At 45.4% G+C, this 23053-nt stretch carries 23 protein-coding genes; 20 read left to right on the top strand and 3 right to left on the bottom strand.

Annotation, left to right across the window (positions count from 1 at the left end):
- Positions 1 to 244 precede the first annotated feature (244 nt).
- The 14 genes from KQI22_RS05985 to KQI22_RS05920 all read left to right on the top strand — a co-directional run bounded on the left by KQI22_RS05985 (position 245) and on the right by KQI22_RS05920 (position 13942).
- Positions 245 to 2557 (top strand): RelA/SpoT family protein, encoded by a 2313-nt coding sequence (locus KQI22_RS05985; RefSeq protein WP_334299610.1) that lies wholly within the window; start codon positions 245 to 247, stop codon positions 2555 to 2557.
- Positions 2558 to 2579: 22 nt separating this feature from the next.
- Positions 2580 to 3203 (top strand): MBL fold metallo-hydrolase, encoded by a 624-nt coding sequence (locus KQI22_RS05980; RefSeq protein ID WP_216551211.1) that lies wholly within the window; start codon positions 2580 to 2582, stop codon positions 3201 to 3203.
- A 14-nt stretch (positions 3204 to 3217) separates the two neighbouring features.
- Complete coding sequence (gene hemZ, locus KQI22_RS05975) at positions 3218 to 4669, top strand: coproporphyrinogen dehydrogenase HemZ (protein ID WP_216551209.1); 1452 nt, start codon at positions 3218 to 3220, stop codon at positions 4667 to 4669.
- A gap of 275 nt (positions 4670 to 4944) precedes the next feature.
- Positions 4945 to 5445, top strand: coding sequence for a helix-turn-helix domain-containing protein (locus tag KQI22_RS05970; protein ID WP_216551208.1), 501 nt, complete (start codon positions 4945 to 4947; stop codon positions 5443 to 5445).
- 3 nt (positions 5446 to 5448) lie between these two features.
- Positions 5449 to 5643 (top strand): cysteine-rich KTR domain-containing protein, encoded by a 195-nt coding sequence (locus KQI22_RS05965; RefSeq protein WP_216551206.1) that lies wholly within the window; start codon positions 5449 to 5451, stop codon positions 5641 to 5643.
- Between the two features lie 57 nt (positions 5644 to 5700).
- Positions 5701 to 6582: a CPBP family intramembrane glutamic endopeptidase gene (locus KQI22_RS05960; protein WP_216551204.1), complete on the top strand. Its 882-nt coding sequence runs from the start codon at positions 5701 to 5703 to the stop codon at positions 6580 to 6582.
- A gap of 4 nt (positions 6583 to 6586) precedes the next feature.
- Complete coding sequence (locus KQI22_RS05955) at positions 6587 to 7594, top strand: C45 family autoproteolytic acyltransferase/hydolase (protein ID WP_216551202.1); 1008 nt, start codon at positions 6587 to 6589, stop codon at positions 7592 to 7594.
- Between the two features lie 13 nt (positions 7595 to 7607).
- Positions 7608 to 7883 carry a hypothetical protein gene (locus tag KQI22_RS05950; RefSeq protein WP_216551201.1) on the top strand — a complete coding sequence of 92 codons (276 nt, stop codon included), beginning with the start codon at positions 7608 to 7610 and terminating at the stop codon, positions 7881 to 7883.
- Between the two features lie 38 nt (positions 7884 to 7921).
- Complete coding sequence (locus KQI22_RS05945) at positions 7922 to 8230, top strand: hypothetical protein (protein ID WP_216551200.1); 309 nt, start codon at positions 7922 to 7924, stop codon at positions 8228 to 8230.
- 198 nt (positions 8231 to 8428) lie between these two features.
- Positions 8429 to 9721, top strand: a complete 1293-nt coding sequence (locus tag KQI22_RS05940) for an MFS transporter (RefSeq protein WP_216551199.1) — start codon at positions 8429 to 8431, stop codon at positions 9719 to 9721.
- 23 nt (positions 9722 to 9744) lie between these two features.
- The gene (locus KQI22_RS05935) at positions 9745 to 10491 is read left to right on the top strand and encodes an alpha/beta fold hydrolase (RefSeq protein WP_216551198.1); all 747 of its coding nucleotides are present in this window, start codon (positions 9745 to 9747) and stop codon (positions 10489 to 10491) included.
- Complete coding sequence (locus KQI22_RS05930) at positions 10478 to 10993, top strand: helix-turn-helix domain-containing protein (protein ID WP_216551197.1); 516 nt, start codon at positions 10478 to 10480, stop codon at positions 10991 to 10993. The genes KQI22_RS05935 and KQI22_RS05930 overlap by 14 nt, the downstream gene beginning before the upstream one ends.
- Before the next feature lie 164 nt (positions 10994 to 11157).
- A complete protein-coding gene (locus tag KQI22_RS05925) occupies positions 11158 to 12003 on the top strand; it encodes a DUF6033 family protein (RefSeq protein WP_216551195.1) in 846 nt (281 codons plus the stop codon).
- A gap of 46 nt (positions 12004 to 12049) precedes the next feature.
- On the top strand, positions 12050 to 13942 hold the full coding sequence (locus tag KQI22_RS05920; protein ID WP_253293527.1) for a Na/Pi cotransporter family protein: 1893 nt from the start codon (positions 12050 to 12052) through the stop codon (positions 13940 to 13942).
- 91 nt (positions 13943 to 14033) lie between these two features.
- Here KQI22_RS05920 and KQI22_RS05915 read toward each other — a convergent pair whose 3' ends face one another.
- A complete protein-coding gene (locus KQI22_RS05915) occupies positions 14034 to 14945 on the bottom strand; it encodes a DegV family protein (RefSeq protein ID WP_216551193.1) in 912 nt (303 codons plus the stop codon).
- Between the two features lie 341 nt (positions 14946 to 15286).
- Between KQI22_RS05915 and hisS the strand changes: the two genes are divergently transcribed.
- From hisS to KQI22_RS05900, 3 genes are read left to right on the top strand one after another with little or no spacing between them, the layout of a single operon-like run.
- The gene (hisS, locus tag KQI22_RS05910) at positions 15287 to 16549 is read left to right on the top strand and encodes a histidine--tRNA ligase (protein ID WP_216551192.1); all 1263 of its coding nucleotides are present in this window, start codon (positions 15287 to 15289) and stop codon (positions 16547 to 16549) included.
- 17 nt (positions 16550 to 16566) lie between these two features.
- On the top strand, positions 16567 to 18390 hold the full coding sequence (aspS, locus tag KQI22_RS05905; RefSeq protein ID WP_216551191.1) for an aspartate--tRNA ligase: 1824 nt from the start codon (positions 16567 to 16569) through the stop codon (positions 18388 to 18390).
- 10 nt (positions 18391 to 18400) lie between these two features.
- Positions 18401 to 19033 carry a 4'-phosphopantetheinyl transferase family protein gene (locus tag KQI22_RS05900; protein WP_216551189.1) on the top strand — a complete coding sequence of 211 codons (633 nt, stop codon included), beginning with the start codon at positions 18401 to 18403 and terminating at the stop codon, positions 19031 to 19033.
- On the opposite strand, the gene KQI22_RS05895 is transcribed toward KQI22_RS05900, so the two are convergent.
- A complete protein-coding gene (locus KQI22_RS05895; protein WP_216551188.1) occupies positions 19027 to 19557 on the bottom strand; it encodes an N-acetylmuramoyl-L-alanine amidase family protein in 531 nt (176 codons plus the stop codon). The genes KQI22_RS05900 and KQI22_RS05895 overlap by 7 nt on opposite strands.
- Positions 19558 to 19570: 13 nt before the next feature.
- Positions 19571 to 19918 carry a TIGR04086 family membrane protein gene (locus KQI22_RS05890; protein WP_216551186.1) on the bottom strand — a complete coding sequence of 116 codons (348 nt, stop codon included), beginning with the start codon at positions 19916 to 19918 and terminating at the stop codon, positions 19571 to 19573.
- Positions 19919 to 20016: 98 nt separating this feature from the next.
- On the opposite strand from KQI22_RS05890, the gene KQI22_RS05885 reads away from it, so the two are divergent.
- The 3 genes from KQI22_RS05885 (at position 20017) to scfB (ending at position 23027) form a co-directional block, all read left to right on the top strand.
- The gene (locus KQI22_RS05885; protein ID WP_330623276.1) at positions 20017 to 21348 is read left to right on the top strand and encodes an HlyC/CorC family transporter; all 1332 of its coding nucleotides are present in this window, start codon (positions 20017 to 20019) and stop codon (positions 21346 to 21348) included.
- Positions 21349 to 21419: 71 nt separating this feature from the next.
- The gene (gene scfA, locus KQI22_RS05880; protein WP_022003372.1) at positions 21420 to 21563 is read left to right on the top strand and encodes a six-cysteine ranthipeptide SCIFF; all 144 of its coding nucleotides are present in this window, start codon (positions 21420 to 21422) and stop codon (positions 21561 to 21563) included.
- 87 nt (positions 21564 to 21650) lie between these two features.
- Positions 21651 to 23027 carry a thioether cross-link-forming SCIFF peptide maturase gene (gene scfB / locus KQI22_RS05875; protein ID WP_216551183.1) on the top strand — a complete coding sequence of 459 codons (1377 nt, stop codon included), beginning with the start codon at positions 21651 to 21653 and terminating at the stop codon, positions 23025 to 23027.
- Positions 23028 to 23053: the final 26 nt, after the last annotated feature.

Here is a 23053-nt window from a genome sequence, read left to right as displayed (position 1 = left end):
TATTGTATTCATGGCGGTTGAGAATCCTTTTCATTGGAGTTTTGGTTTGGCGATTAAAATTCTATAGGACTCAACCGTTTTTGTATAGTGGTAGGTGTCACATCAATTGTAACCCTACAAGTGTATCTCCCATACAAATCGACGATTATTGACGAAAATGTCAAATAATAATATAATATTATGGACTGGTGGCTGAAGAAAATCGGCTTCCGGTTCAAAACAAAGAGAAGACTGAGTGGGCGATATTGTGGAAGAATTGACAAAGGCTGAAGAACAGAAAAAAACCGAACTGGTATTAGATGATGGTCATATTGAAGCAATGGCGGAATACAAAACACCGGAGGAGCTGTATCAGGATTTGATCACACGTGTGAGAAGATACCATCCGAGTGATGATATTTCGCTGATCGAGCGTGCCTATAAGGTGGCAAATGATGCACATAAGGATCAGGCAAGAAAATCCGGCGAGCCATACATTATCCACCCGCTTTGTGTTGCGATCATACTGGCAGATCTGGAAATGGACAAAGAAACGATCGCGGCAGGACTTCTGCATGATGTTGTGGAAGATACGATCATGACGACAGATCAGATCCGGGCAGAATTCGGTGACGATGTGGCACTTCTCGTCGATGGTGTGACAAAGCTGGGACAGTTGCAGTATCAGGGCGACAAGCTGGATCTGCAGGCGGAAAACATGCGTAAGATGTTTCTCGCCATGGCAAAGGACATCCGTGTCATCATCATCAAACTTGCCGACAGACTGCATAATATGCGTACCCTCAAGCATATGACACCGGAAAAGCAGCAGGAGAAAGCCAGAGAAACCATGGACATCTACGCGCCGATCGCGCAGCGTCTTGGTATCATGAAGGTAAAGGTCGAGCTGGATGACTTGTCACTGAAATATTTGCAGCCGGATGTATATTATGATCTGGTGGATAAGATCGCGGTCAGAAAAGTAGAACGTGAAAAGTATGTACAGGATATTGTAGATGAGGTCAGTGCGCATATTGCACGTGCGGGCATCAAGGCAAAGATTGATGGCAGAGTCAAGCATTTCTTCAGTATTTATAAGAAGATGAAGAACCAGAATAAGACGATCGATCAGATCTACGATCTGTTTGCTGTCCGTATTATCGTGGATACGGTCAAGGATTGTTATGCGGCACTTGGTGTCATTCACGAAATGTACAAACCGATCCCGGGCAGATTTAAAGATTATATTGCCATGCCAAAGGCGAATATGTATCAGTCGCTGCATACGACACTGATCGGTTCTTCCGGTCAGCCGTTCGAGATCCAGATCCGTACCTATGAAATGCATAAGACGGCAGAATATGGTATTGCCGCCCACTGGAAATATAAAGAGGCTTCCGACGGTAAAAAGATCAATACCGGAGCCGAAGAAGAAAAGCTCTCATGGCTGCGCCAGATCCTGGAGTGGCAGAGAGATATGTCGGATAACAGAGAGTTCATGAACCTGCTCAAGAGCGATCTGGATCTGTTCTCTGACAGTGTATATTGTTTTACCCCGACAGGGGATGTCAAAAACCTGCCTGCCGGTTCTACCCCGATCGATTTTGCATACAGCATCCATTCCGCTGTCGGCAATAAGATGATCGGAGCCCGTGTCAACGGCAAGCTGGTGACGATCGATTACGTCATCAACAACGGCGACCGTGTGGAGATCTTAACGAGTCAGAACTCCAAGGGCCCGAGCCGTGACTGGCTGAATGTTGTAAAGTCGACACAGGCAAAAAATAAGATCAATCAGTGGTTTAAAAACGAACTGAAGGACGATAATATCATCAAAGGACGTGAACTTCTGCTTTCTTATTGTAAGGCAAAGGCGATCAATCAGGTGGATATCATGCGTCCGGAATATATGGAATCCATTATGAAAAAATTCGGATTCCGTGACTGGGAATCCGTCCTTGCCGCACTCGGACACGGTGGTCTGAAAGAAGGTCAGATCATCAATAAGATGAAGGAAATGTATGACCGTGACCATCCGAAGGAGCTTTCCGATGAAGAAGTGATCAAAGCAGTGGAGGAAAGTGCAGCAGCCAAGCAGATGCTACCACGCTCCAAGACGGAAAACGGTATTGTTGTGAAGGGCATCCATGATGTGGCTGTCCGATTCTCGAAGTGTTGTTCGCCTGTACCGGGAGATGAGATCATCGGTTTTGTGACAAGAGGCAGAGGTATTTCCATCCACAGAACGGATTGTGTCAATATTATCAATCTGCCGGAGATCGAAAGAAGCCGTCTGATCGATGCGGAATGGCAGGAAGAGTCCATCGACGGAAAGGGCAGATATTTCGCGGAGATCACGATCTATGCGAATAACCGAAACGGACTGTTGGCGGATGTTTCAAGAGCTCTGACAGAGAAAAATATCGATATCCAGAGCATGAATACAAGGACGAGCAAACAAGGCGTTGCAACGATGAATGTAGCGTTTGAGATTTCTTCCAAGGAAGAACTGAACAGGGTGATCGATAAGCTGCATAATATCGAAAGTGTTCTCAGTATCGAGAGAACGACAGGCTAAAAATAAAAGGAGCGCGGAATCTATGAAGATCGGGAAAATCATGCTGGGCATGTGCCAGACAAACTGTTACTACTTATATGAAGAAGGAAGTAAAGAAGCTGTTTTTGTAGATCCTGCGGATCAGGGAGCCTATCTGTATGAACAGGTGCAGAAGGCAGGGCTTCAGATCGCCGGTATTTTACTGACGCATGGACATTTTGACCATATCTGGGGCGCAAACGAGCTGAGAAAGTTGTCCGGTGCTAAAATCTATGCGCTGGATGTGGAAAAGGCACTTTGTGAAAACGCAGAAACAAATCTGTCCGCACAGTGCGGCAGACCGGAAACGGTGATACCGGATGTCTATGTAAAGGACGGAGATGAGATCACACTGGCAGGCATGACGGCAAAGGTGATCGCAACACCGGGACATACGGTCGGAAGCTGCTGTTATTACTTTGCAAAAGACAAGGTTCTGATCAGTGGCGATACGCTGTTTCAGGAATCTGTCGGCAGAACTGACTTTGAAACGGGAAGCTATTCCGCTATCATCCGTTCTGTCAATGAAAAACTGTTTTTACTGCCGGATGATGTGCAGGTTTATCCGGGACATGGCGGCGAAACAACGATCGGTCATGAGAAAAAATACAATCCCTTTGTACAATAGGAAAGAAGCATAAGATGATACAGGTTAAGATCAATAAAGCAGGATGGGAATACGACATCCATTCACTGGTAAAAGCATTTTACCCGGAGGAAACCGTAAAGGTTCTGACACCGGAAAGTGTGGAAAAGAAGTCAGCAGAGGAGCCTGCACAGGTATTCACCATCACAGTAGATGAAACACAGATCACAATAAAGCCGGAAGATGGAACTTTATGGACACTGGGAACAGCGGACATCGAAAGAACAGCTCCGGCTTTCAAAAATGAGTTTAAAAAGTTTTTATACAGAAGCCTTTCAGTATATACAGGTAAAAAGTTGCCTTGGGGTAACTTGACAGGCATCAGACCGACAAAGATCGCGATGACGATGCTGGAGGAAGGAAAGGAAGAAGCAGAGGTTGCAGCTTTTTTTAAACAGGAGCATTATGTCAGCCGGGAAAAGACAGAGCTTGCCATTGATATTGCAAAGCGGGAAAAGGCAATCTTAAGCCAGATCACGCATGATGGCTACAGCCTTTACATCGGAATCCCATTTTGTCCGACAACCTGTCTGTACTGCTCGTTTACCTCTTATCCGATCGCCGCATTCCGGGAACGGGTGGAAACTTACATTGACTGTCTGATCCGGGAAATGCAGGAAACGGCAAGGATCTGCAAGGATAAAGTATTGGATACTGTGTATATCGGCGGTGGCACACCTACCACATTGGAGGCAGAGCAGCTTGACAGACTGATCCGTAATCTGAAAGAGATCTTTGATTTCAGTACGGTAAAAGAATTTACGGTAGAAGCAGGCAGAGCGGACAGCATCACAAGAGAAAAACTGGAGGTTTTGAAAAAATACGGTGTGACGAGGATCTCGGTCAATCCGCAGACCATGCATGATAAAACGCTGCAGCTGATTGGCAGAAGGCATACGGTAAGGCAGGCAGTAGACGCTTACCATATGGCAAGAGAGCTTGGCTTTGACAATATCAATATGGATATTATTTTAGGACTTCCGGGTGAGGATGAGGCAGATGTGGCAGAAACGATCCGCCAGATCGAGGCACTTTCGCCGGATTCGCTGACCGTACATTCGCTGGCGATCAAACGGGCTTCCAGACTGCGTCGTTATATGGACGAGCATCAGGTATTTTCCATCCACAATACGGATGAAACGATGGAGATTGCAGCAGAAGGCGCACGGGCACTTTCCATGCAGCCTTATTATCTCTACCGGCAAAAAAATATGTCCGGTAATTTTGAAAACGTGGGCTATGCACGGGACGGAAAATATGGCATATACAATATTCTGATCATGGAGGAACTGCAGACGATCGTAGCCCTCGGTGCAGGCAGCATTACAAAACGTGTCTTCCCGGACGGACGGATCGAGCGGTGTGATAATGTGAAGGATGTTGCACTGTATATAGAAAAGATTGATGAAATGATCGAGCGGAAAAAGAAGCTGTTTGCGGAAGAATAGTTCACTTTTCAATAAAATATTGTAATGTGTTATGGAAAAATGAGTGATAAAGAATTTGAAACATTAGACTTAGAAAGTGCAGAGTAGATAAGGGCTGTATACAGATGGCATAATGCTAATCTGTATGCAGCTTTTTTGAATTTATAGGAAATTTCTGACTTTGCAGCAGGTACCTTTGATCGTGATGCCTTCCAGTAATTTTTACAGATACCCTTGACATTCTCAAAAATGAGAATATAATATTTATAGAGAACGTTTTGAGGAGCGATAGCATTATGGAGATGGCGGAGATTGTAATGAATCCTGTTCGGCAGCGGATTTTTCAGTATTTTTTGCTTCATGAAACCGGCACGGTCAAGGAGATCAGAAAAGCCCTGCCCGATGTTTCCAGTGCAAGCCTGTATCGGCACATAAAGATTCTTACAGATAGTACGATTCTTATGGTTGTGGGCGAAAATCGAATTCGCGGTACCGTTGAAAGTGTTTACCAATTAAACAAAGATGCTATGGCGACGGAAGATGAAAACGGAAATGCGGTGCAGATGTCACTGCTCAGTATCTGTGCAGCATTTGCGAAGTATTTTTCCAGTGGCAAGGCTGATCCCAAGAAGGATATGCTGCTATTTACAAACTGCACGCTGCTACTGACGGACGAGGAATTTTTGGGTTTCCTTACGGAAATCAATCAGATCGCGGTCAAGTACATGAAAAAAGAGGCAGTGGAAGGCAGCAAAACACGGCAGATCACACTCATTTCTGCCCCATCGAACGAATAGGTGATGATTATGGAAAAACAAGGGAAATGGCTGCTATGCCCGCATTGTCATGGGAAGACCCGTGTGTGGCTGCGAGAAGATACCGTTCTTCAGAATTATCTTCTCTTCTGCCCAAAGTGCAAGCAGGAAACACTCATTGATTTACGACAATTTCATATAACGCTTTTGAAACAGACAGACGCTAAGACGCAGAGCTGAATTTGATGTGAGATCGAGTTCGTTCTGCGTTATTTTTATTATTAGGGGGTATTCGTTATGAAGAAACTATCAAAATATTTGCTTTGGGCATTTGGAGCCGCATGGATTTTTCAAATCATTGCCGGTGTCCTATATCGCAAAGGAAACAGCATGGGTTATTCCGTAGTGCTGGCAGTGTCTATGTTTGCCCCACTGCTCGCGGCTGTTCTATCGGGAGCGGGAATACGAAGAATTGGCTGGAAGCCACATATAAAGGGAAACATCCGCTGGATCCTCTTTGCGTGGTTTGTTCCGGCAATCTTGGGAATGATTGGAGCCGGACTATACTTTCTGCTTGTCCCTGATGCTTTGGATACCACTTTCGCATATGCCCGCACATTATTGGGAAATGAAGGACTAGCCCAGCTGGAGAGCAATGGCCTTTCTGTTCAGATGTATGCAGTCATCAGTACAGTATCTGCAATTACATACGCTCCATTTGTGAATATGCTGTTTGCCATTGGAGAGGAAGCTGGCTGGCGAGGAACGATGTACCCAATTCTGAAAGAACATTTCGGTATTGTAAAAGGCCGGTTGATCGGTGGCACTGTCTGGGGTGTTTGGCATTGGCCCATTATGCTGCTTGCCGGGTATGAGTATGGAACGAGCTATTGGGGCGCTCCGGTGACGGGACTACTGCTGTTCTGCGTCATTACGATTGCAATGGGGATCGTGTTTGACTTCCTCTACGAGAAAACAAACTGCATCTGGGTTCCGGCGCTCTGTCACGGTGCAATCAACGCCTTTGCCGGTGTTCCGATGCTTTTCCTGAATCCGGCTTACGCTGACAAACTTCTCCTGGGGCCGTTGATGATTGGAGTGATAAGCGGCTTGCCACTTATGCTGACAGCCTTCATCCTTTCCATACGGGAAAAGAATACGATCATGAATGCGAGGTAACACGATGTACCATCCAAGATTAAGAGGAAACCATTATGATATGGGCCGGCACTATGGAGAGCTGCTTGTAAAATCAGGTGTTGATCTATCTCCTGTGATTATCATACCGGAGCAACAGACCACATTTGGACTTTCCTGCCTCCCTATCTACGAGAAATACCTTCCCGGTATCATGCAGGAAGTCCGCGGACTTGCCGATGGTTTGGGGCAGCGCTATGAAGCGGTAGCCTGCTGGCTGGCTGCCCTGTATTGTTTTGAGAGCAATCATGGGTGCAGTGTATTCGCTGTGCGCAGCGGCGAGCATATTTACTTTGGCCGCAATATGGATATGTTCCCGGAATATAAAAAGACGAGCGAGAGTGTACTCTATATGCCGGAGAATAAAAATATCTTCCTTGCTCACTCCACAGCCATGATCTGTGTGGAGGACGGGATGAATGAACATGGCTTGGCAGCGGCGTTGACATTCCTGCTGCCCAAGACGGTGAAACCCGGAATCAATGGAGGGTTTCTGATCCGGCTGATTTTGGAGGAATGCAAAACTGCTGGGGAAGCGGCCAGGTTATTGCAGAACATTCCGATTTCCTCCGCGCATAACATTGTTGTTGCTGACAGTATGGGAGAGATGTTTGTTGCAGAGTGTACGGCAGAGCAGGTATCTGTTCGCTGGTGTGAAAAATACGCTGCAGCTACGAACCATTTCATTACTCCGGCGATGCAGCAATACAATGCGGAAGATGAAAACTGGTACCAGACCCGTGACCGTCTGGCAACGCTGGAATCAGTGTTGGCGGACGAACGTATGTCTTTTGAAAAATGTAAGGAACTGATCTCCGGCAAGCGAGGGTTCCTCTGCCAATATGAAAAGAAGCTGCATTTTGAAACGATTTGGTCGGCAGTCTATGATCTGAACAGCCTCAGTCATGAGATCTGTGAGGGCAACCCCGCAAAATCCGCTTTTCGGCCTGACACTCGTCTTGCATGGGGGATGAACAAAGCAAAACGTAAATAAGGGAGATGCAAATATGGATTCGATTTGGGATTTTATTCGGGCCGCCTCGCCTTGGGTGGCAATGGGACTGCTGCTGGCAATCTTTTTTGCCAGGAGTGCAGTGAAGAAGAAAGGCAAAAAACAGAATGGCGATTATGAAACAGAGGGCATGTGTCTTGGTATGTGCCTCGGCACTGCACTTGGCGGGGCGATATGGAACGATACTGGAATCGGCATTTCTCTTGGGATGTTGGTCGGTCTTGTCATCGGCTCCATGATCCATAAAAACCAAGATTCTTCGGATGCGTGAATCATAGCTGGTATCGAGTATGGGAGGAAGTGAAACCAATGAAATATGATCTGGAAAACCATTTGCTATATGCACTGCTGGCAATTTTTGCATTGGCCGTGTTCTATGGGATTTACTTTGCAAAAATGCTGGCTCAAAAGAGGCGCGGAATCCAAACACAGCTTTTGTCCATTGCGTTCGGTTGGAGCTGTCTTCCTGCAAATGCACGTTTCACCGGATTCCTGGAAAATGAAAAAATATATTGCAACAGCTTCTGCGGCATTGAGAGAACTTCTTTCCGGCTATGGTGTAATGGAGTTAGAGATGTTTCTCTCAGGTGTTATAATGAAAACACATCCATGACATAAGAAGCACATCAATATGGGGGGTAAAATGACATTGCCGGACAGGAAAAGGGGAGGCTGGAGAGCTGGTCAGTCGGAATATAAGGCGGGATATTGTAACAGCTCCATGCAGAGTCTGAGGAGACTGCGTGGAGGAACAGCATCAGGCTGATATCCTCAGACTTTGCTTCTGATAAAAATGTTATGAAAAGGAGCAAAGAAATGAATAGAAGAAAAAATGAATTATATCAATTAAGAGACTTTTTGATACTCTGGAGTACCCAGAGTGTGTCACAGCTTGGAAGCAGTATCACAGCATTCGCATTGACATTGTGGTTATACGAGAAGACTGGTTCTTCATTGCGTACGGCAGCACTTACCATATGCTCTTATGCCCCATATGTGTTGATGAGTATATTTGCCGGAGCACTGACGGACAGGTGGGACAAAAAGAAAACAATGCTGATATGTGATGTACTTGCAGTGCTTTGTACCATAACTGTATTTGGGTTATATCATGCAAACTGCTTGATGGTATGGCATTTATATGCATTAAACGCATTTTCCGGATTGATGAACACAGTGCAGCAGCCGGCATCGGAAGTTGCCATGACGCTTATTATTCCAGAAAAGCACTATCAGAAGACAAGTGCGCTTCGTTCTTTATCAAGATCACTCATATCTGTTTTGAATCCATTGCTTGCTACAGCACTATATTCTTTTTTGGGACTGGATGGAGCAATAGCAGCAGATATCGGAAGCTTTTTGATCGCATTTGTGGCACTGCAGTTTTTTGTTAAGATTCCGGAGAACCACAGAAATGAAAAAAAGGAAAGTATCCTTCTCCTTGCAAAAGAAGGAATTGGATTTTTGAAGGACAATCCAATGATTATGACACTGTTATTATTTATGGCAGGTATTAATCTGATATCTTCTGCTTTTGATGCAGCATTACCGGGATATGTACTGCCGAATCCGAAAGGCGGGCAGGCAGTTCTTGGAATTGTTACTTCCTGTTCCGGTGTTGCTATGATCATCGGAAGTCTGCTTGCATCCGTTTTACCAAAACCGAAAGATCGGGTAAAGGTTGTATATCTGACCATGTTATTTTCAATGGGAACGGAAAACTTTATCATGGCTTTTGCCAGAGAACCGCTGTTATGGTGTTTGGGACAGGTGATCGGCTGGCTTTTGGTACCGGTTATGAGTACAAATCTGGAAGTTATTCTCAGGTGCTTCATTCCGGTAGAACTACAGGGGCGTGTTTATGCGTGTAGAAATACATTGCAGTTTTTTACAATTCCCATTGGATTATTTTTAGGTGGTTTTATGGTAGATGATATATGCGAACCATTTATGGCAAGGTATGGCGGACAATCCATTTTAAAAGCACTTTTTGGTTCGGGCAAGGGATCCGGCGCCGCGATGATGATGTTCCTGCTTGGCATAAGCGGAAGTCTCATCTGCATTTTAATGGGTAAAAAATTGAGAAAATATCACTATAGAGAATCATAAAGAGAAGGTATAAGGAGCTTATTATGTATGCGGAAGAGTACGGAAAAGAAAATAAAGAGATCATAGTCATGCTGCACGGCGCTAATTTTGTGCATATGTTTAGCAGACAGTACATTCTGGCAGAAAAATATCACCTGATCATTCCGCATCTGATGGGATATGGAAAGGAAACGGGTAAAACATTTGATACAGACAGCCAGATAAGGGAACTGGTTTCTTATATCACAAGTCTGCATCAAAAAGTACTGCTTGTCGGATTTTCTCTGGGTGCACAAATTGCGTTTAAATTGGTGGCAGAGCATGAAGAACTTTTTTGGGGCGCAATTATGATAAGCCCCTGGCTGGAAAAGCCTGATAAGATGCTGCAGTCTGTGATGGAACAAAATGAAAAACAATATATGCTGTTTCGTAAAAGATGGATTTGCAATCTGATCGGCTTTCTGAATGGACTGCAGAGGATACAGCGCAAAGAATTTGTGGAACAGATGCAGCAGGTTACCATAGAAACCGTTCGCCGGTCCGTAGATAACGGGATCACACTGGATAGCGTAAAAGGCTTCGAAAAGGTTTCTATCCCGGTTTATGCATTTGCAGGAGAAAGGGAGCAGGCAGAGGTGGTCGGAAGTGTCGAAGAAATGGGGAAAAGGAATCCGCATTGCCAATGCAGGATATGGAAAAAAGCAGCACACAATATTCCACAACTTTATGATAAAGAATTGAATGCGTGGATTGTAAAGATGGAAGGAGAAGTCGTATATGGAAATCGCTGAAATTGTAATGAATCCCGTCAGGCAGAGAATTTTTCAGTTCTTTTTAATTCATGAGACCGGAACGGTCAAGGAACTGAGAAAAGCACTGCCTGATATTCCGAGTGCAAGTTTGTATCGCCACATGAAAATACTGACGGACAGCTCTATCCTTGTAGTAGTGGGTGAGAACAGGATCCGTGGCACCATCGAAAGCATTTATCAGTTAAATAAGAACGCTATGGAAACGGAAGATGAAGGCGGAAATGCTGTGCAGATGGCACTGCTCAGTATATGTACATCATTTGCAAAATATTTTGCCGGTGAACATGTGGATCTGAAAAAAGATATGCTGTTGTTTACAAACTGTACATTGATGTTGACGGATGAGGAATTTTCAGGATTCCTTTCAGAGATCAATGAGGTTGCACTGAAATACATGAAAAAAGAAGTGAAGACGGACAGTAAAACGCGGCAGATCACGCTGATCTCTGCACCGGCAAGTGAGTGGGTAGGAAGAATATGAGGTTGAAAGGAAAATCATTTCCAAATTGATCTGGCTGTTGTCCCTTTAAGAAACGGAGCCCGGGCATTTCCCCCTTCAGAAACTGAAAAAACAACCGATATACATTATATAAGAAGGTTCTCAAAAGGATTTGAGGCGGAACAAACTTCAAGGAGGAAGTAAATATGAGTATATCAGGTGTTTCTTATCAACAGGCAAACCAGGTCTATCAGAATTCCCAGCAGGTAAAAACTGAAAATCAAAAAGAGACAGGAAAAACGGCTTCTAAATCTGACACAGTCAAGGTGTCCGAATGGAAGCCTGTTTCTGAAGGCAGTTCCCTTGCGCCATCGACAAAGGCGGGATACGGAACTGTTGTCGGCAATGTGGAACTGTCAGACAAAGCGAAAGCTTATTATGACAAGCTGAAAAACAAGTTTCACGGAATGGATTTCATTCTGGTAAGTAAGGATATGAAATCACAGGTGGAGGCAAATGCTTCTGCCTATGGCAATGCCAGCAAACCTGTCGTTCTGATCGATGAGGAAAAGCTGGAAAGAATGGCGACGGATGAAAACTTCCGTAAGAAATATGAGGGCTTGATCGCCATGTCCCAGAGTAAGCTCATGAGTGCGAAAAACAGTCTGCTGAGCAGCGGTGCAAAGGTTAAGAATTTTGGTATGCGGATCGGAGAGGACGGCAGAGCCTCCTTCTTTGCCACAGTAGAAAAAGCCAATACCGCACAGACAAAAGCGCTGCAGAAAAGACAAGAAGCCAAGAAGGCAGAAAAAGCGAAGGCAAAGAAAAAGGCGGAGAAGGAAGCCCAGGAAGAACGGATAGAAAAGCGGAAGGACGAAAAGGCGGAAAAGGCAGAAGAAACAGAGCAGCAGCCGGATTATCTGGAATTTCAGGCAGATACTATAGAGGATCTGGTGGATGCGGTTTCCAGATATGCGTATGATTCCACAGAAAGGAATGTGCTGACAAAAGCGGAGAGCGAGATCGGACAGAGCTTTGATTTCAGGGGGTGAGATCCTGGCATAGGCGGAGAAATGTCGCTGCTTTTGAAAAAATGAATTGACACTTTGCCGATACAAAAATACAATAGAAGCAGAGCGTAAGAAAAAAGCCTGTGAAAAACAGGCAAGGAACGAGGATTCATTTATGGATACGGTGAAGATAATCACGCTACTGCTTGGACTTTTGAGCGGCATCGCACTCTTTTTATATGGTATGAACGTCATGGGAGACGGTATCAAGAAGGTGGCAGGTAATAAGCTGGAAACCCTTCTTTATAAGCTGACCAGCAATCCGATAAAAGGTATTTTACTGGGTGCGGGCGTAACGGCTATTATCCAGTCTTCTTCTGCGACTTCCGTTATGGTGGTCGGTTTTGTAAATTCCGGTATGATGAAGGTCGTACAGGGCATCAGTATTATCATGGGTGCCAATATCGGAACGAGTATCACAGGATGGATCTTATGTCTGTCCGATATCCAGGGAGCAGGCGGTATCGCCTCCCTGCTTTCTTCTACCAGCATTGCTGCGATCGTGGCGATCCTCGGTCTGCTGGTCAGAAGTATTTCAAAGAAAGATTCTTACCGTGCGGTTGGTGATATCCTGTTTGGATTTACGATTCTGATGATGGGTATGTCTACCATGAAAACAGCGATGGAACCGTTACAGGATATTCCGCAGTTTACGGGACTTCTGACAAAGTTCTCAAATCCGGCGCTCGGTATTTTCATCGGTATTCTCATTACCGCGATCCTGCAGAGCGCATCCGCATCAGTCGGTATCCTGCAGTCGATCGCTATGTCCGGTTATGTACCGTTTTCAGCAGCATTGCCGATCGTCATGGGTATCGGTATCGGTGCTTCCTGCCCGGTTCTGATGAGTGGTGTCAGCTCTAATAAAAACGGTAAAAGAACCGCGCTTGTTTATCTGATCAACGATTTATTCGGTATGATCATCTGCGGCAGTGTTTTTTATGCCCTGCAGGCGATCCTGACGGGCGGAAAGCAGTTCGCCTTTATGGACAGGCAGATGACTTCCGTATCCATAGCACTGTTAAATACCGTATATCGTGTTGTCACGATCCTGATCCTGGCACCGTTTATCAAGCAGATCAATAAGCTGGTATTCTGGCTGATCAAAGAAACGGAAGACGAAATGGAAGATCAGGCGGATTTCGATCTGCTGGAGGAACGCTTCCTGCGCAACCCGGAGCTTGCACTTGCACAGGTGCATACGGTTATGAACGGAATGGCAACAGGCGCACAGAAAAATGTGATGCGTGCCCTGCATCTGATGGAGCAGTATACAACAGAAGCCTATAATAAGATCCAGGACAAAGAAAAGATCATCGATAAATACGAAGACAGGCTTGGCACTTATCTGATGCGTGTTACCGCGACAGAGCAGAACCAGCAGCAGACACGGCAGAGTGCAAAGTTTTTGCATACAGTCAGTGATTTTGAGCGAATTGCCGATCATGCCTGCGGTATTTCACGAGTGGCAAAGGAGATCAGCGAGAAAAATATCCGCTTCTCCCCGGAAGCCCAGAAGGAATCAGAGGTGCTGATCGCAGCAGTGAAAGAGATCATGGAGCTGACCATTCATGCATTTGAGCATGATGATATAGAAATCGCACACCGGGTAGAGCCGCTGCGTATTACGATCCGGCTGCTCTGCGGCGAGATCAAGAAAAATCATATCATCCGCCTGCAAAAAGGAAACTGTGATATCAATAACGGATTTGCTTTTAATGACCTGCTCAGCAACTTAGAGCGTATTGCAGCGCATTGTTCCAACATTGCGGTGGCAATGATCGAATTTGAAGCGGACGATTTCAATACGCATGAATATCTGCGTGATATCCGTAAATCACCGGATTCCCAGGTGATGACCGACCTGAATTATTATTCCGGCAAGTATACGATAGAGAAAGAAAAAGAAGAGAAAGCCTGAGAGGGCATTAGAAAAGCTCCGCGATCAGCGGAGCTTTTCTGTTGCTTATTTTATTGGGTATTTGTAATCTGTATTCTGCATTGCGGGCATCTTATTCAGCATCTGGGGTGACGCCAAGCTCACGATCCTTTGCCATATAGAACAGGGCAATGGTATCCGGACCGACATGGCTGCCTGTACAATAATCATAGGAAGTATTGATAAAGTCACGCACTTTTATACGCTTCTGGATCTCGTCCATCACATACAGAGAATCTTCATAAGCATCTGCATGTGCAATACCGATGATCTGTTTTTCCGGTTCCACGATCGTATCGCAGACTAAATTGATCAGCGTATTCAAGGCAGCTTTTCTGCCACGGCATTTCTTGAACTGTACGATATAGCCGTCTTTATTGCCGCGCAGGATCGGCTTGATCTGCAGAAGATTACCGACAAAAGCAGCAGAACCGGTCAGACGTCCTGTTTTTGCCAGATATTTCAGATCGCCGACTGTAAATACGCCGTTCATTTTTGCGGGATAAGTTTCCAGTATGTCGGCAACTGCGTCTACTTCCATGCCCTGCGAACGCATTTCACTGGCGTAGATTGCTAAAATGCCCTGTGCCAGAGAGGCATTCAGGGAATCAATCATGCGGATCTTTCTGCCGCATGGCGGATTTTCCATCAGTTCTTCAGCTGCAAGTCTTGCGGAGTTAAAGTTACCGCTGATATTTTTACTGAGAGAAAAATAAAGGACATCTTCATCCTTTTCCATAATGCTGCGGAAGCAGGCTTCAAAATCTCCACTGGAGATCAGTCCTGTTTTGACATCCATGCCTGCACGCATCGCGTCATAATATTTTTTGCCTTTTTCCCGTTCTTCTTCCGGAGAGAGAGCCGGATCGAAGCAGACAAGCTCCTTACCGTCTACATAATTCACAAAAGAAAGCACCTGAATCTGGTACTTTTTCACAAGCTCTGCCGGAATATTGGCAGCAGAGTCAACAACTATCTGGAACATATCGTCACCTGTATCCTTTGGATTTCTTTTTTGTCATAGATATGTAATCATGAAGCTATGACGTGTCATATTGTCTACAATATTATATGTAGTAATGAAAACCATGTCAAGAGGAGGTGGGAAAAAGTATTATAAGTATTGTTATAATAATAGAAAAAATAATATTAATATACCGTTATATACCGCAATTGAGCAATAGAAAGATTATACTTATTTTGATATTATAACTAAAGATAATAGTAAAAAGATGCCAATAACTCTTGAGAACGCATCAAAAAAGTAGTAAAATCAGACAATGTGAAACAATTAGGTAATCAATAGGAAAGAAAAGGGTAATTTATATGGCACTGAATAAGAAACCGGTAAACGGAATGAAGGATATTCTTCCGGAGGAAATGCAGATCCGTGATTACGTCATGGGTGTGATCAAAGAAAATTATCGTAAATTTGGCTTTACACCGATCGAAACACCATGTGTGGAGAGCATTGGCAATCTTTGCTCCAAGCAGGGCGGTGAAAATGAAAAGCTGATCTTCAAGATCTTAAAGCGCGGCGAAAAGCTGAATATGGAAACGGCAAAGGAAGAAAATGATCTGGTTGACAGCGGACTCCGTTATGACCTGACACTTCCGCTTTCCCGTTATTATGCAAATCATGCCAATGAACTGCCAAATCCGTTCAAGGCACTGCAGATGGGAAATGTATGGAGAGCAGACAGACCGCAGAAGGGTCGTTTCCGTCAGTTCATGCAGTGTGATATCGATATATTGGGTGAGCCAAGTAATCTGGCAGAGATCGAGCTGATCCTTGCGACAACCACAACACTCAGTAAGCTGGGCTTTTCCAACTTCAAGGTGCGTATCAATGAAAGAAGGATCTTAAAGGCAATGGCTGCTTATTCCGGTTTCCCGGAGGAGCAGTATGATCTTGTATTTATCATTCTGGATAAAATGGACAAGATCGGTCTTGACGGCGTGAAGGCAGAGCTTCTGGAAAGCGGCTTCACACAGGAAATGGTTGATAAATACGGTAAACTGTTTGAAGGCATGCAGGCAGCAGACGATGCGATCGCTTATCTTGCCGGAGAACTGGGCGATTATCTGGAAGAAGGCGTGGCAGACAGCTTAAGCGAGATACGTACAAGCGTCAGCGCGACAGTCGATGGCAATTTTGAGATCGTATTCGATCCGACACTGGTACGTGGTATGTCTTATTATACCGGTACGATCTTTGAGATCGAAATGCCTGACTTTGGCAGCAGTGTTGCAGGTGGCGGACGTTATGATAAGATGGTCGGAAAATTCACCGGAAAAGATACACCGGCGTGTGGCTTCTCCATCGGATTTGAACGAATCATCACGATCCTGCTCGATCAGGGCTTCCAGGTACCGGGCAGTGCGGAAAAGATCGCATTTTTAGTAGAAAAGGGCATGGATGCGGATCGGCTCTGTGACGTGATCAGTGAGGCACAGAAGCTCAGAAGCGAGGGCAGACAGGTACTGGTTGTCCGCATGAACAAAAACAAAAAATTCCAGAAGGAACAGCTGACAAAGGAAGGCTATTGTGAATTCCGGGATTTCTATAAAGAAGCACTTAAAAATTAGGAAGAGGAGAATGAAAAATGGCTGAATCAATGAAGGGGCTGAAAAGAACCCACAGATGTACCGAAGTAACCGCAAAAAACATCGGTGAGACAGTAACTGTCATGGGCTGGGTTGCAAAACAGCGTAATAAAGGCGGCATTATCTTTGTGGATCTGCGCGACAGAAGTGGTATCCTGCAGTTGATCTTTGAAGAAGACAAATGCGGCAGTGAGAATTTTGAAAAGGCAATGAAGCTGAGAAGCGAATATGTTGTTGCTGTTGTCGGTAAGGTAGAAAAAAGAGCCGGCGCAACAAATGAAAACCTGAAAACAGGTGATATCGAAGTGATCGCCGAGCAGGTTCGCATTCTTTCCGAGTCAGAAACACCACCGTTCCCGATCGAGGAGAACAGCAAGACAAAAGAAGAAATCCGTCTGAAATACCGTTATCTGGATCTGAGAAGACCGGATCTGCAGAGAAACCTGATCCTGCGCAGTAAGATTTGTACGGAAGTACGTGCTTTCATGGCAAAGGAAGGCTTTATCGAGATTGAAACACCTATTTTAAATAAATCCACACCGGAAGGCGCAAGAGATTATCTGGTACCGAGCCGTGTGCATCCGGGCAGCTTTTATGCACTGCCACAGTCACCACAGCTGTTCAAACAGCTCCTGATGTGCTCCGGATATGACAGATATATCCAGATCGCAAAATGCTTCCGTGACGAGGATCTGCGTGCAGACCGTCAGCCGGAATTTACACAGATCGATATGGAGCTTTCTTTTGTAGATGCAGAAGACGTTATGGAAGTCAATGAGCGTCTGATCCAGCATGTCTGCAAAGAAGCGATTGGGCTGGATGTACAGCTTCCATTGCCGAGAATGACATGGCAGGATGCCATGGACCGTTTTGGTTCCGATAAGCCGGATACCCGTTTTGGCATGGAACTTGTGGATGTATCCGATGTTGTAAAGAACTGCGGCTTCTCCGTATTTACATCAGCACTGGCTGATGGCGGCAGTGTCCGTGGTATCAACGCAAAGGGACAGGCTGAAATGCCTCGTAAGAAGATCGATGCCCTTGTCAATGATGCAAAGGGAAATGGCGCAAAGGGTCTTGCTTATCTGGCTGTACTGCCGGATGGCAGCTACAAATCCTCTTTTGCAAAATTCATGACAGAGGAGGAACTGAAAGCACTGGTCAGCGCAATGGACGGTGAACCGGGAGATCTTCTGTTATTTGCAGCAGATAAAAATAAGATCGTCTGGAATGTACTCGGAGCCCTTCGTCTGGATCTGGGACATAAGATGGGACTGATCGATGATAATAAATTCAATTTCCTTTGGGTAACAGAGTTCCCGCTTCTGGAGTGGAGCGATGAAGAAAACCGTTATGTTGCCATGCATCATCCATTCACAATGCCGATGGAAGAAGACTGGCAGTATATCGATTCCGATCCGGGACGTGTCCGTGCGAAAGCATACGATATCGTATTAAACGGTGTTGAGCTGGGCGGCGGTTCCGTCAGAATCCATCAGGATGATATCCAGGAAAAGATGTTTGAAGTCATCGGTATCAAGAAAGAAGAAGCGTGGGATCGTTTCGGATTTCTGTTAAGCGCGTTCAAATACGGTGTTCCGCCGCACGCAGGACTGGCATACGGTCTTGATCGTATGGTCATGCTGCTTGTCAAAGCGGACAGCATCCGTGAAGTGATGGCATTCCCGAAGGTAAAAGATGCTTCCTGTCTGATGAGTGAAGCACCGAATGTCGTAGACCAGAAGCAGCTCGATGAGCTTTGCCTGAAGGTCGTAATACCGGAGCAGAAGGAAGAAGCCAAGGAAGAACCGGAGCAGGCATAAAGGAACGGATATGAAATCTTTGATCTATGTAACGGAGCCTATTGCATGGACGGAAGAGGAGTTTGCTTCGTATGAGAGGATTTCCTCTGACAGGCGGCGCAGGAAGGCAGAAAAACTGAAAAATCTGCCGGACAGGGTGCGCTGCATCGGAGCAGGCATTCTGCTTGCACAGGCATATGCATATGAAAAGAACAGACAAATGATAAGAGAGCCGGCAGAAGCTGACTCTCTTATTTGGTTGCCACGACCTTCCGTACAGGAGGCGGAGAGGCTGGTCAGGGAATGCCCTACGGAAGCGGAAGATGGCAATGGAAAGCCTTATTTCCTGGAGAAAGAGCATATATTTTTTAATCTTTCCCATGCAGGTTCGTTTGTCTGCTGCTGTATGGCAGATAAGCCGGTCGGGATCGATGTGGAATGCATCCGCAGCAGAAAGGAATCTGTCATAAAATGCTGCTTTACACCGGAAGAAGCCGGACTGGCAATGGAATCTGACCAATACTTTACGGAAATCTGGACACAGAAGGAAGCACGCTGCAAGCTTTCCGGGGAAGGGATCGGCGGTATTTTGCAAAATCACCTGCCGGGAGAAGTGAGATCCTTCTGGCTTAACGATACTTATGTTGTATCTGTGGCTTACTGAACCGTCTTTTTGATCCCATCGGCGATCGCGCGTGCGACGGCGAGAAAATTCTCATCCAGAAAGGCATTATCCTTTGGCGTATCGATATACCCCACTTCCACAATGACTGCGGGCATGTTGGTACGTTTTAATACGGTGAGATTTTTCCGCTCCGTTGTACCGAGATCCGCGAAGCCGATTGCGGAAAGTGCAGAGGCAATATTGCGCGCAAGCGTTTCTGCACGGGTTCCCTTACTGTAGACAAGTGTTTCCACACCGGAGTAGGTGTTTGGAACGGGTGTGGAATTGCGGTGGATGGAGACAAAATAGTCTGCATTCGCCGCGTTTGCTTTCCGGGCTTTGACAAGTGGTGTATCATAGACATCCGTTTCACGGGTGTAGACGACATCGATATCCGGGTCCTCGGCAAGCAGTCTGCCGACTGCGAGCGTCAGTGCCAGTGTATCGTCTTTTTCCTGTCTGCCCTGATAAGTTGCGCCGAGGTCACTCCCACCGTGCCCGGCATCTAATACAACAACAGCCATACAGATCCTCCTTTCAACTGATCATGCCACCAAGCATTCCGCTTGCGAGGCAGAGAAACATGGTAAACAGGAAATTGGATGTCAGATCGGTAAAAGAGCCTTTGATACAAAGGGAAACGACCACAAGGACAAGGAAATACAGACCGCCGATACACAGTCCCCACAGATATTTCTGCGATCCGATCCGTTTCCCGGACAGGAAACCCGCCAGAAAGGTGGAAAGGATATAGATCAGGATGATGCACGCATTTACTACTTTATCCGGCAGATAACATTTATAGACAAACAGAGCCAGGATCAGCAGCAGGACTGTTGTGATGGCATATGCTGTGATAAGAAATTTCAGAAGGATTTTACCCATTATTTACCGTCCTGTTCTTGACTTTTTCATTAGTTTATTGTATTTTTCATATTATATATTTAGAACAAAAGGAGTGAACTTTTTTGGACTCGGGTCTAGTGATTCAAATTGTAACCATCATTATTTTACTGATGCTTTCAGCATTCTTTTCTTCTGCTGAGACGTCCCTTACCTGCGTGAATCTGGTACGCATCCATACACTTGCGGAAGGTGGGGATAAACGTGCAGCACGTGTCGAGAAAATACTTTCAAATCCAGGAAAAATGTTAAGTACGATCCTGATCGGAAATAACATAGTCAATATATCAGCATCTTCCCTTGTGACGACATTTACCATAAAGGTGTTTGGCAATTATGCAGTCGGTATCGCAACAGGCGTTCTGACTGTGCTTGTTCTGATGTTTGGCGAGATTTTACCAAAAACAGCAGCTAATCTCTGCGCAGAAAAACTGGCACTTGCTTATTCTTTCTTTATATTAAAGCTGATCTGGCTTCTGACACCGGTTGTATTTCTTGTAGATAAGCTTTCAAAATTTCTGATGAAGCTGCTGGGGATCGATACATCCAAAACCGGTTCCGGTATGACGGAGACAGAACTGAAAACGTATGTGGATGTCAGTCATGAGGAAGGTGTGATCGAATCGGATGAGAGAGAAATGATTTTAAACGTGTTTGATCTGAACGACTCTCTGGCACGGGATATCATGATACCGCGTATCGATATGACGATGGTGGATGTGGAAACCGGTTACAGAAGTCTGCAGGCGATCTTCAAGGAAACGATGTTTTCCCGTATTCCGGTTTATGAAGGAGACAAAGACAATATCATCGGTATTGTGACCTTAAAGGATTTCTTCAGCAACGGCAGAACGGATTTTTCCATCCGTTCCATTATGCGTGAAGCTTATTATACATTTGAAACGAAAAAGACGGATGAACTGCTAAACGAAATGCGGGAAAGCAGCAATTCCATTGCCATTGTACTGGATGAATACGGTGCCTGCGCCGGGCTTATCACGATGGAAGATCTGCTGGAAGAGATCGTCGGGGAGATCCGTGATGAATATGATGAGGAAGAAAAACAGCTGATCCAGAAGATCAGTGCACACCGCTATCGGATAGACGGCTCTGTAAAGATCGATGATGTCAACGATGCACTTGGGACTTCTTATGAATCAGAGGATTATGATTCCATTGCCGGTCTGCTCATCGAAGCACTTGACAGACTGCCGGCGCAGGGCGAGAGTGTAACGCTTGCGGACGGTACAACGCTCCTGGCGGAAAAGATCGAAAAGAACCGGATCAGCCATGTACTTTTAACACTTCCGGTCCGGGAAAATGAAAAGACAGAGGAAGAAAACAAAGCACCGGAGGAACCTGCGGAGCAGACAGAAGCTGTTTCCGGTGAAGAAACGGTAAAGACCTTGTAAAAAACTCTTTCCATGCGGTTGGAAGTGTGATATACTACGAATAGTTTTAATTGAATAAAGGAGGCTATGTGATGAAACATATCAAAACATTAAGCACAAGAGATTTAAAGAAATCTATGAAAAAGGGCGGCTGTGGTGAATGCCAGACATCTTGTCAGTCAGCTTGCAAAACATCCTGCACAGTAGGAAATCAGAGTTGCGAAAATATTAAATAAAACAGTAGTTTTTCTTAAGCAGCGAGTAACTCCGCTGCTTATTATACGTCAAAGAACTATTTATTAAGAAACTGAGAGGAAATAATAGTGATTCATTGTTATCAGAGCAATGGTTATTCCATCGTAATGGATGTCAACAGCGGTGCTGTGCATGTTGTGGATGACCTTGTTTACCAGCTTGTTCCTCTGCTGGAGCCCCTTGTAAAAGAAAAGAAAGACAAGGGTGAGATTCTGGACTATGTGAAGGCGCAGTCGCTTCCGTATGCGGAAGAGGAGATTGCCGAAGCGGTGGAGGAAATCCTGCTGCTTGCACAGGAAGGACAGCTGTATACAGAGGACATTTACGAAAATTATATTGACAGCTTTAAAAACCGTGAAACGGTTGTCAAGGCATTGTGCCTGCATATTGCGCACGACTGCAATCTTGCCTGCAAATACTGCTTTGCGGAAGAAGGCGAATATCACGGCAGAAGAGCGATCATGAGCTACGAGGTCGGAAAGAAAGCACTGGATTTTCTGGTGGCAAATTCCGGTAACCGTACAAATCTGGAAGTCGATTTCTTCGGTGGCGAACCGCTCATGAACTGGGAAGTAGTAAAGCAGCTTGTGGCTTACGGACGTTCCCTGGAAGAAGAGCATCATAAAAAATTCCGTTTCACGATCACGACAAACGGTGTTTTGTTAAATGATGAGATTCTGGAGTTTGTGAATAAGGAAATGGGCAATGTGGTGCTGAGCATTGACGGCCGCAAGGAAGTGCATGACAGAATGCGTCCGCACAGAGGCGGTCAGGGCAGCTACGATGAGATCGTGCCTAAATTTAAAAAAGTAGCGGAGAGCCGCGGACAGATGAATTATTATGTACGTGGTACATATACCCATTACAATACGGATTTTGCGAAGGATGTGCTGCATCTGGCGGATCTGGGCTTTAAGCAGATCTCCGTTGAGCCCGTCGTAGCACCGGATACCGAAGATTACGCGATCCGCGAAGAGGATCTTCCACAGCTTCTTGCGCAGTACGATGAACTGGCAGAGGAAATGATCAAACGCAGAAAAGAAGGAAACGGATTTAATTTCTTCCACTTCATGATCGATCTGGAAGGCGGTCCGTGTGTAGCAAAGCGTTTGTCCGGCTGCGGTTCGGGAACGGAATATCTGGCAGTGACACCGTGGGGGGATCTGTATCCCTGTCATCAGTTCGTCGGAAATGAAGACTTCCTGATGGGCAATGTGGATGAAGGCGTTCTGCGGACAGATATCAGAGATGAATTCAAACAGTGTAATGTCTATGCAAAGGAAAAATGTAAGGACTGTTTTGCCAAATTCTATTGCAGCGGCGGCTGCGCGGCAAATTCCTACAACTTCACGGGAAATGTGAACGGTTCCTATGATATTGGCTGTGAATTGCAAAGAAAGAGGATTGAGTGTGCGATCATGATCAAAGCCGCACTCAGTGAGTAAATCTCAGATTTTACAGGAAATCTGAA

The sequence above is a fragment of the Kineothrix sp. MSJ-39 genome (genome assembly GCF_018917935.1).
Lineage (GTDB): Bacteria > Bacillota > Clostridia > Lachnospirales > Lachnospiraceae > CAG-194.
This window is presented reverse-complemented; position numbering and strand designations above follow the sequence as displayed.

What these genes read in the sequence shown, in the direction of transcription:
- KQI22_RS05980 (WP_216551211.1), top strand. Translation starts at nt 2,580, where the DNA reads ATGAAGATCGGGAAAATCATGCTGGGCATGTGCCAGACAAACTGTTAC.
- hemZ (WP_216551209.1), top strand. Translation starts at nt 3,218, where the DNA reads ATGATACAGGTTAAGATCAATAAAGCAGGATGGGAATACGACATCCAT.
- KQI22_RS05970 (WP_216551208.1), top strand. Translation starts at nt 4,945, where the DNA reads ATGGAGATGGCGGAGATTGTAATGAATCCTGTTCGGCAGCGGATTTTT.
- KQI22_RS05965 (WP_216551206.1), top strand. Translation starts at nt 5,449, where the DNA reads ATGATTATGGAAAAACAAGGGAAATGGCTGCTATGCCCGCATTGTCAT.
- KQI22_RS05960 (WP_216551204.1), top strand. Translation starts at nt 5,701, where the DNA reads ATGAAGAAACTATCAAAATATTTGCTTTGGGCATTTGGAGCCGCATGG.
- KQI22_RS05955 (WP_216551202.1), top strand. Translation starts at nt 6,587, where the DNA reads ATGTACCATCCAAGATTAAGAGGAAACCATTATGATATGGGCCGGCAC.
- KQI22_RS05950 (WP_216551201.1), top strand. Translation starts at nt 7,608, where the DNA reads ATGGATTCGATTTGGGATTTTATTCGGGCCGCCTCGCCTTGGGTGGCA.
- KQI22_RS05945 (WP_216551200.1), top strand. Translation starts at nt 7,922, where the DNA reads ATGAAATATGATCTGGAAAACCATTTGCTATATGCACTGCTGGCAATT.
- KQI22_RS05940 (WP_216551199.1), top strand. Translation starts at nt 8,429, where the DNA reads ATGAATAGAAGAAAAAATGAATTATATCAATTAAGAGACTTTTTGATA.
- KQI22_RS05935 (WP_216551198.1), top strand. Translation starts at nt 9,745, where the DNA reads ATGTATGCGGAAGAGTACGGAAAAGAAAATAAAGAGATCATAGTCATG.
- KQI22_RS05930 (WP_216551197.1), top strand. Translation starts at nt 10,478, where the DNA reads ATGGAAATCGCTGAAATTGTAATGAATCCCGTCAGGCAGAGAATTTTT.
- KQI22_RS05925 (WP_216551195.1), top strand. Translation starts at nt 11,158, where the DNA reads ATGAGTATATCAGGTGTTTCTTATCAACAGGCAAACCAGGTCTATCAG.
- KQI22_RS05915 (WP_216551193.1), bottom strand. Translation starts at nt 14,945, where the DNA reads ATGTTCCAGATAGTTGTTGACTCTGCTGCCAATATTCCGGCAGAGCTT.
- hisS (WP_216551192.1), top strand. Translation starts at nt 15,287, where the DNA reads ATGGCACTGAATAAGAAACCGGTAAACGGAATGAAGGATATTCTTCCG.
- aspS (WP_216551191.1), top strand. Translation starts at nt 16,567, where the DNA reads ATGGCTGAATCAATGAAGGGGCTGAAAAGAACCCACAGATGTACCGAA.
- KQI22_RS05900 (WP_216551189.1), top strand. Translation starts at nt 18,401, where the DNA reads ATGAAATCTTTGATCTATGTAACGGAGCCTATTGCATGGACGGAAGAG.
- KQI22_RS05895 (WP_216551188.1), bottom strand. Translation starts at nt 19,557, where the DNA reads ATGGCTGTTGTTGTATTAGATGCCGGGCACGGTGGGAGTGACCTCGGC.
- KQI22_RS05890 (WP_216551186.1), bottom strand. Translation starts at nt 19,918, where the DNA reads ATGGGTAAAATCCTTCTGAAATTTCTTATCACAGCATATGCCATCACA.
- scfA (WP_022003372.1), top strand. Translation starts at nt 21,420, where the DNA reads ATGAAACATATCAAAACATTAAGCACAAGAGATTTAAAGAAATCTATG.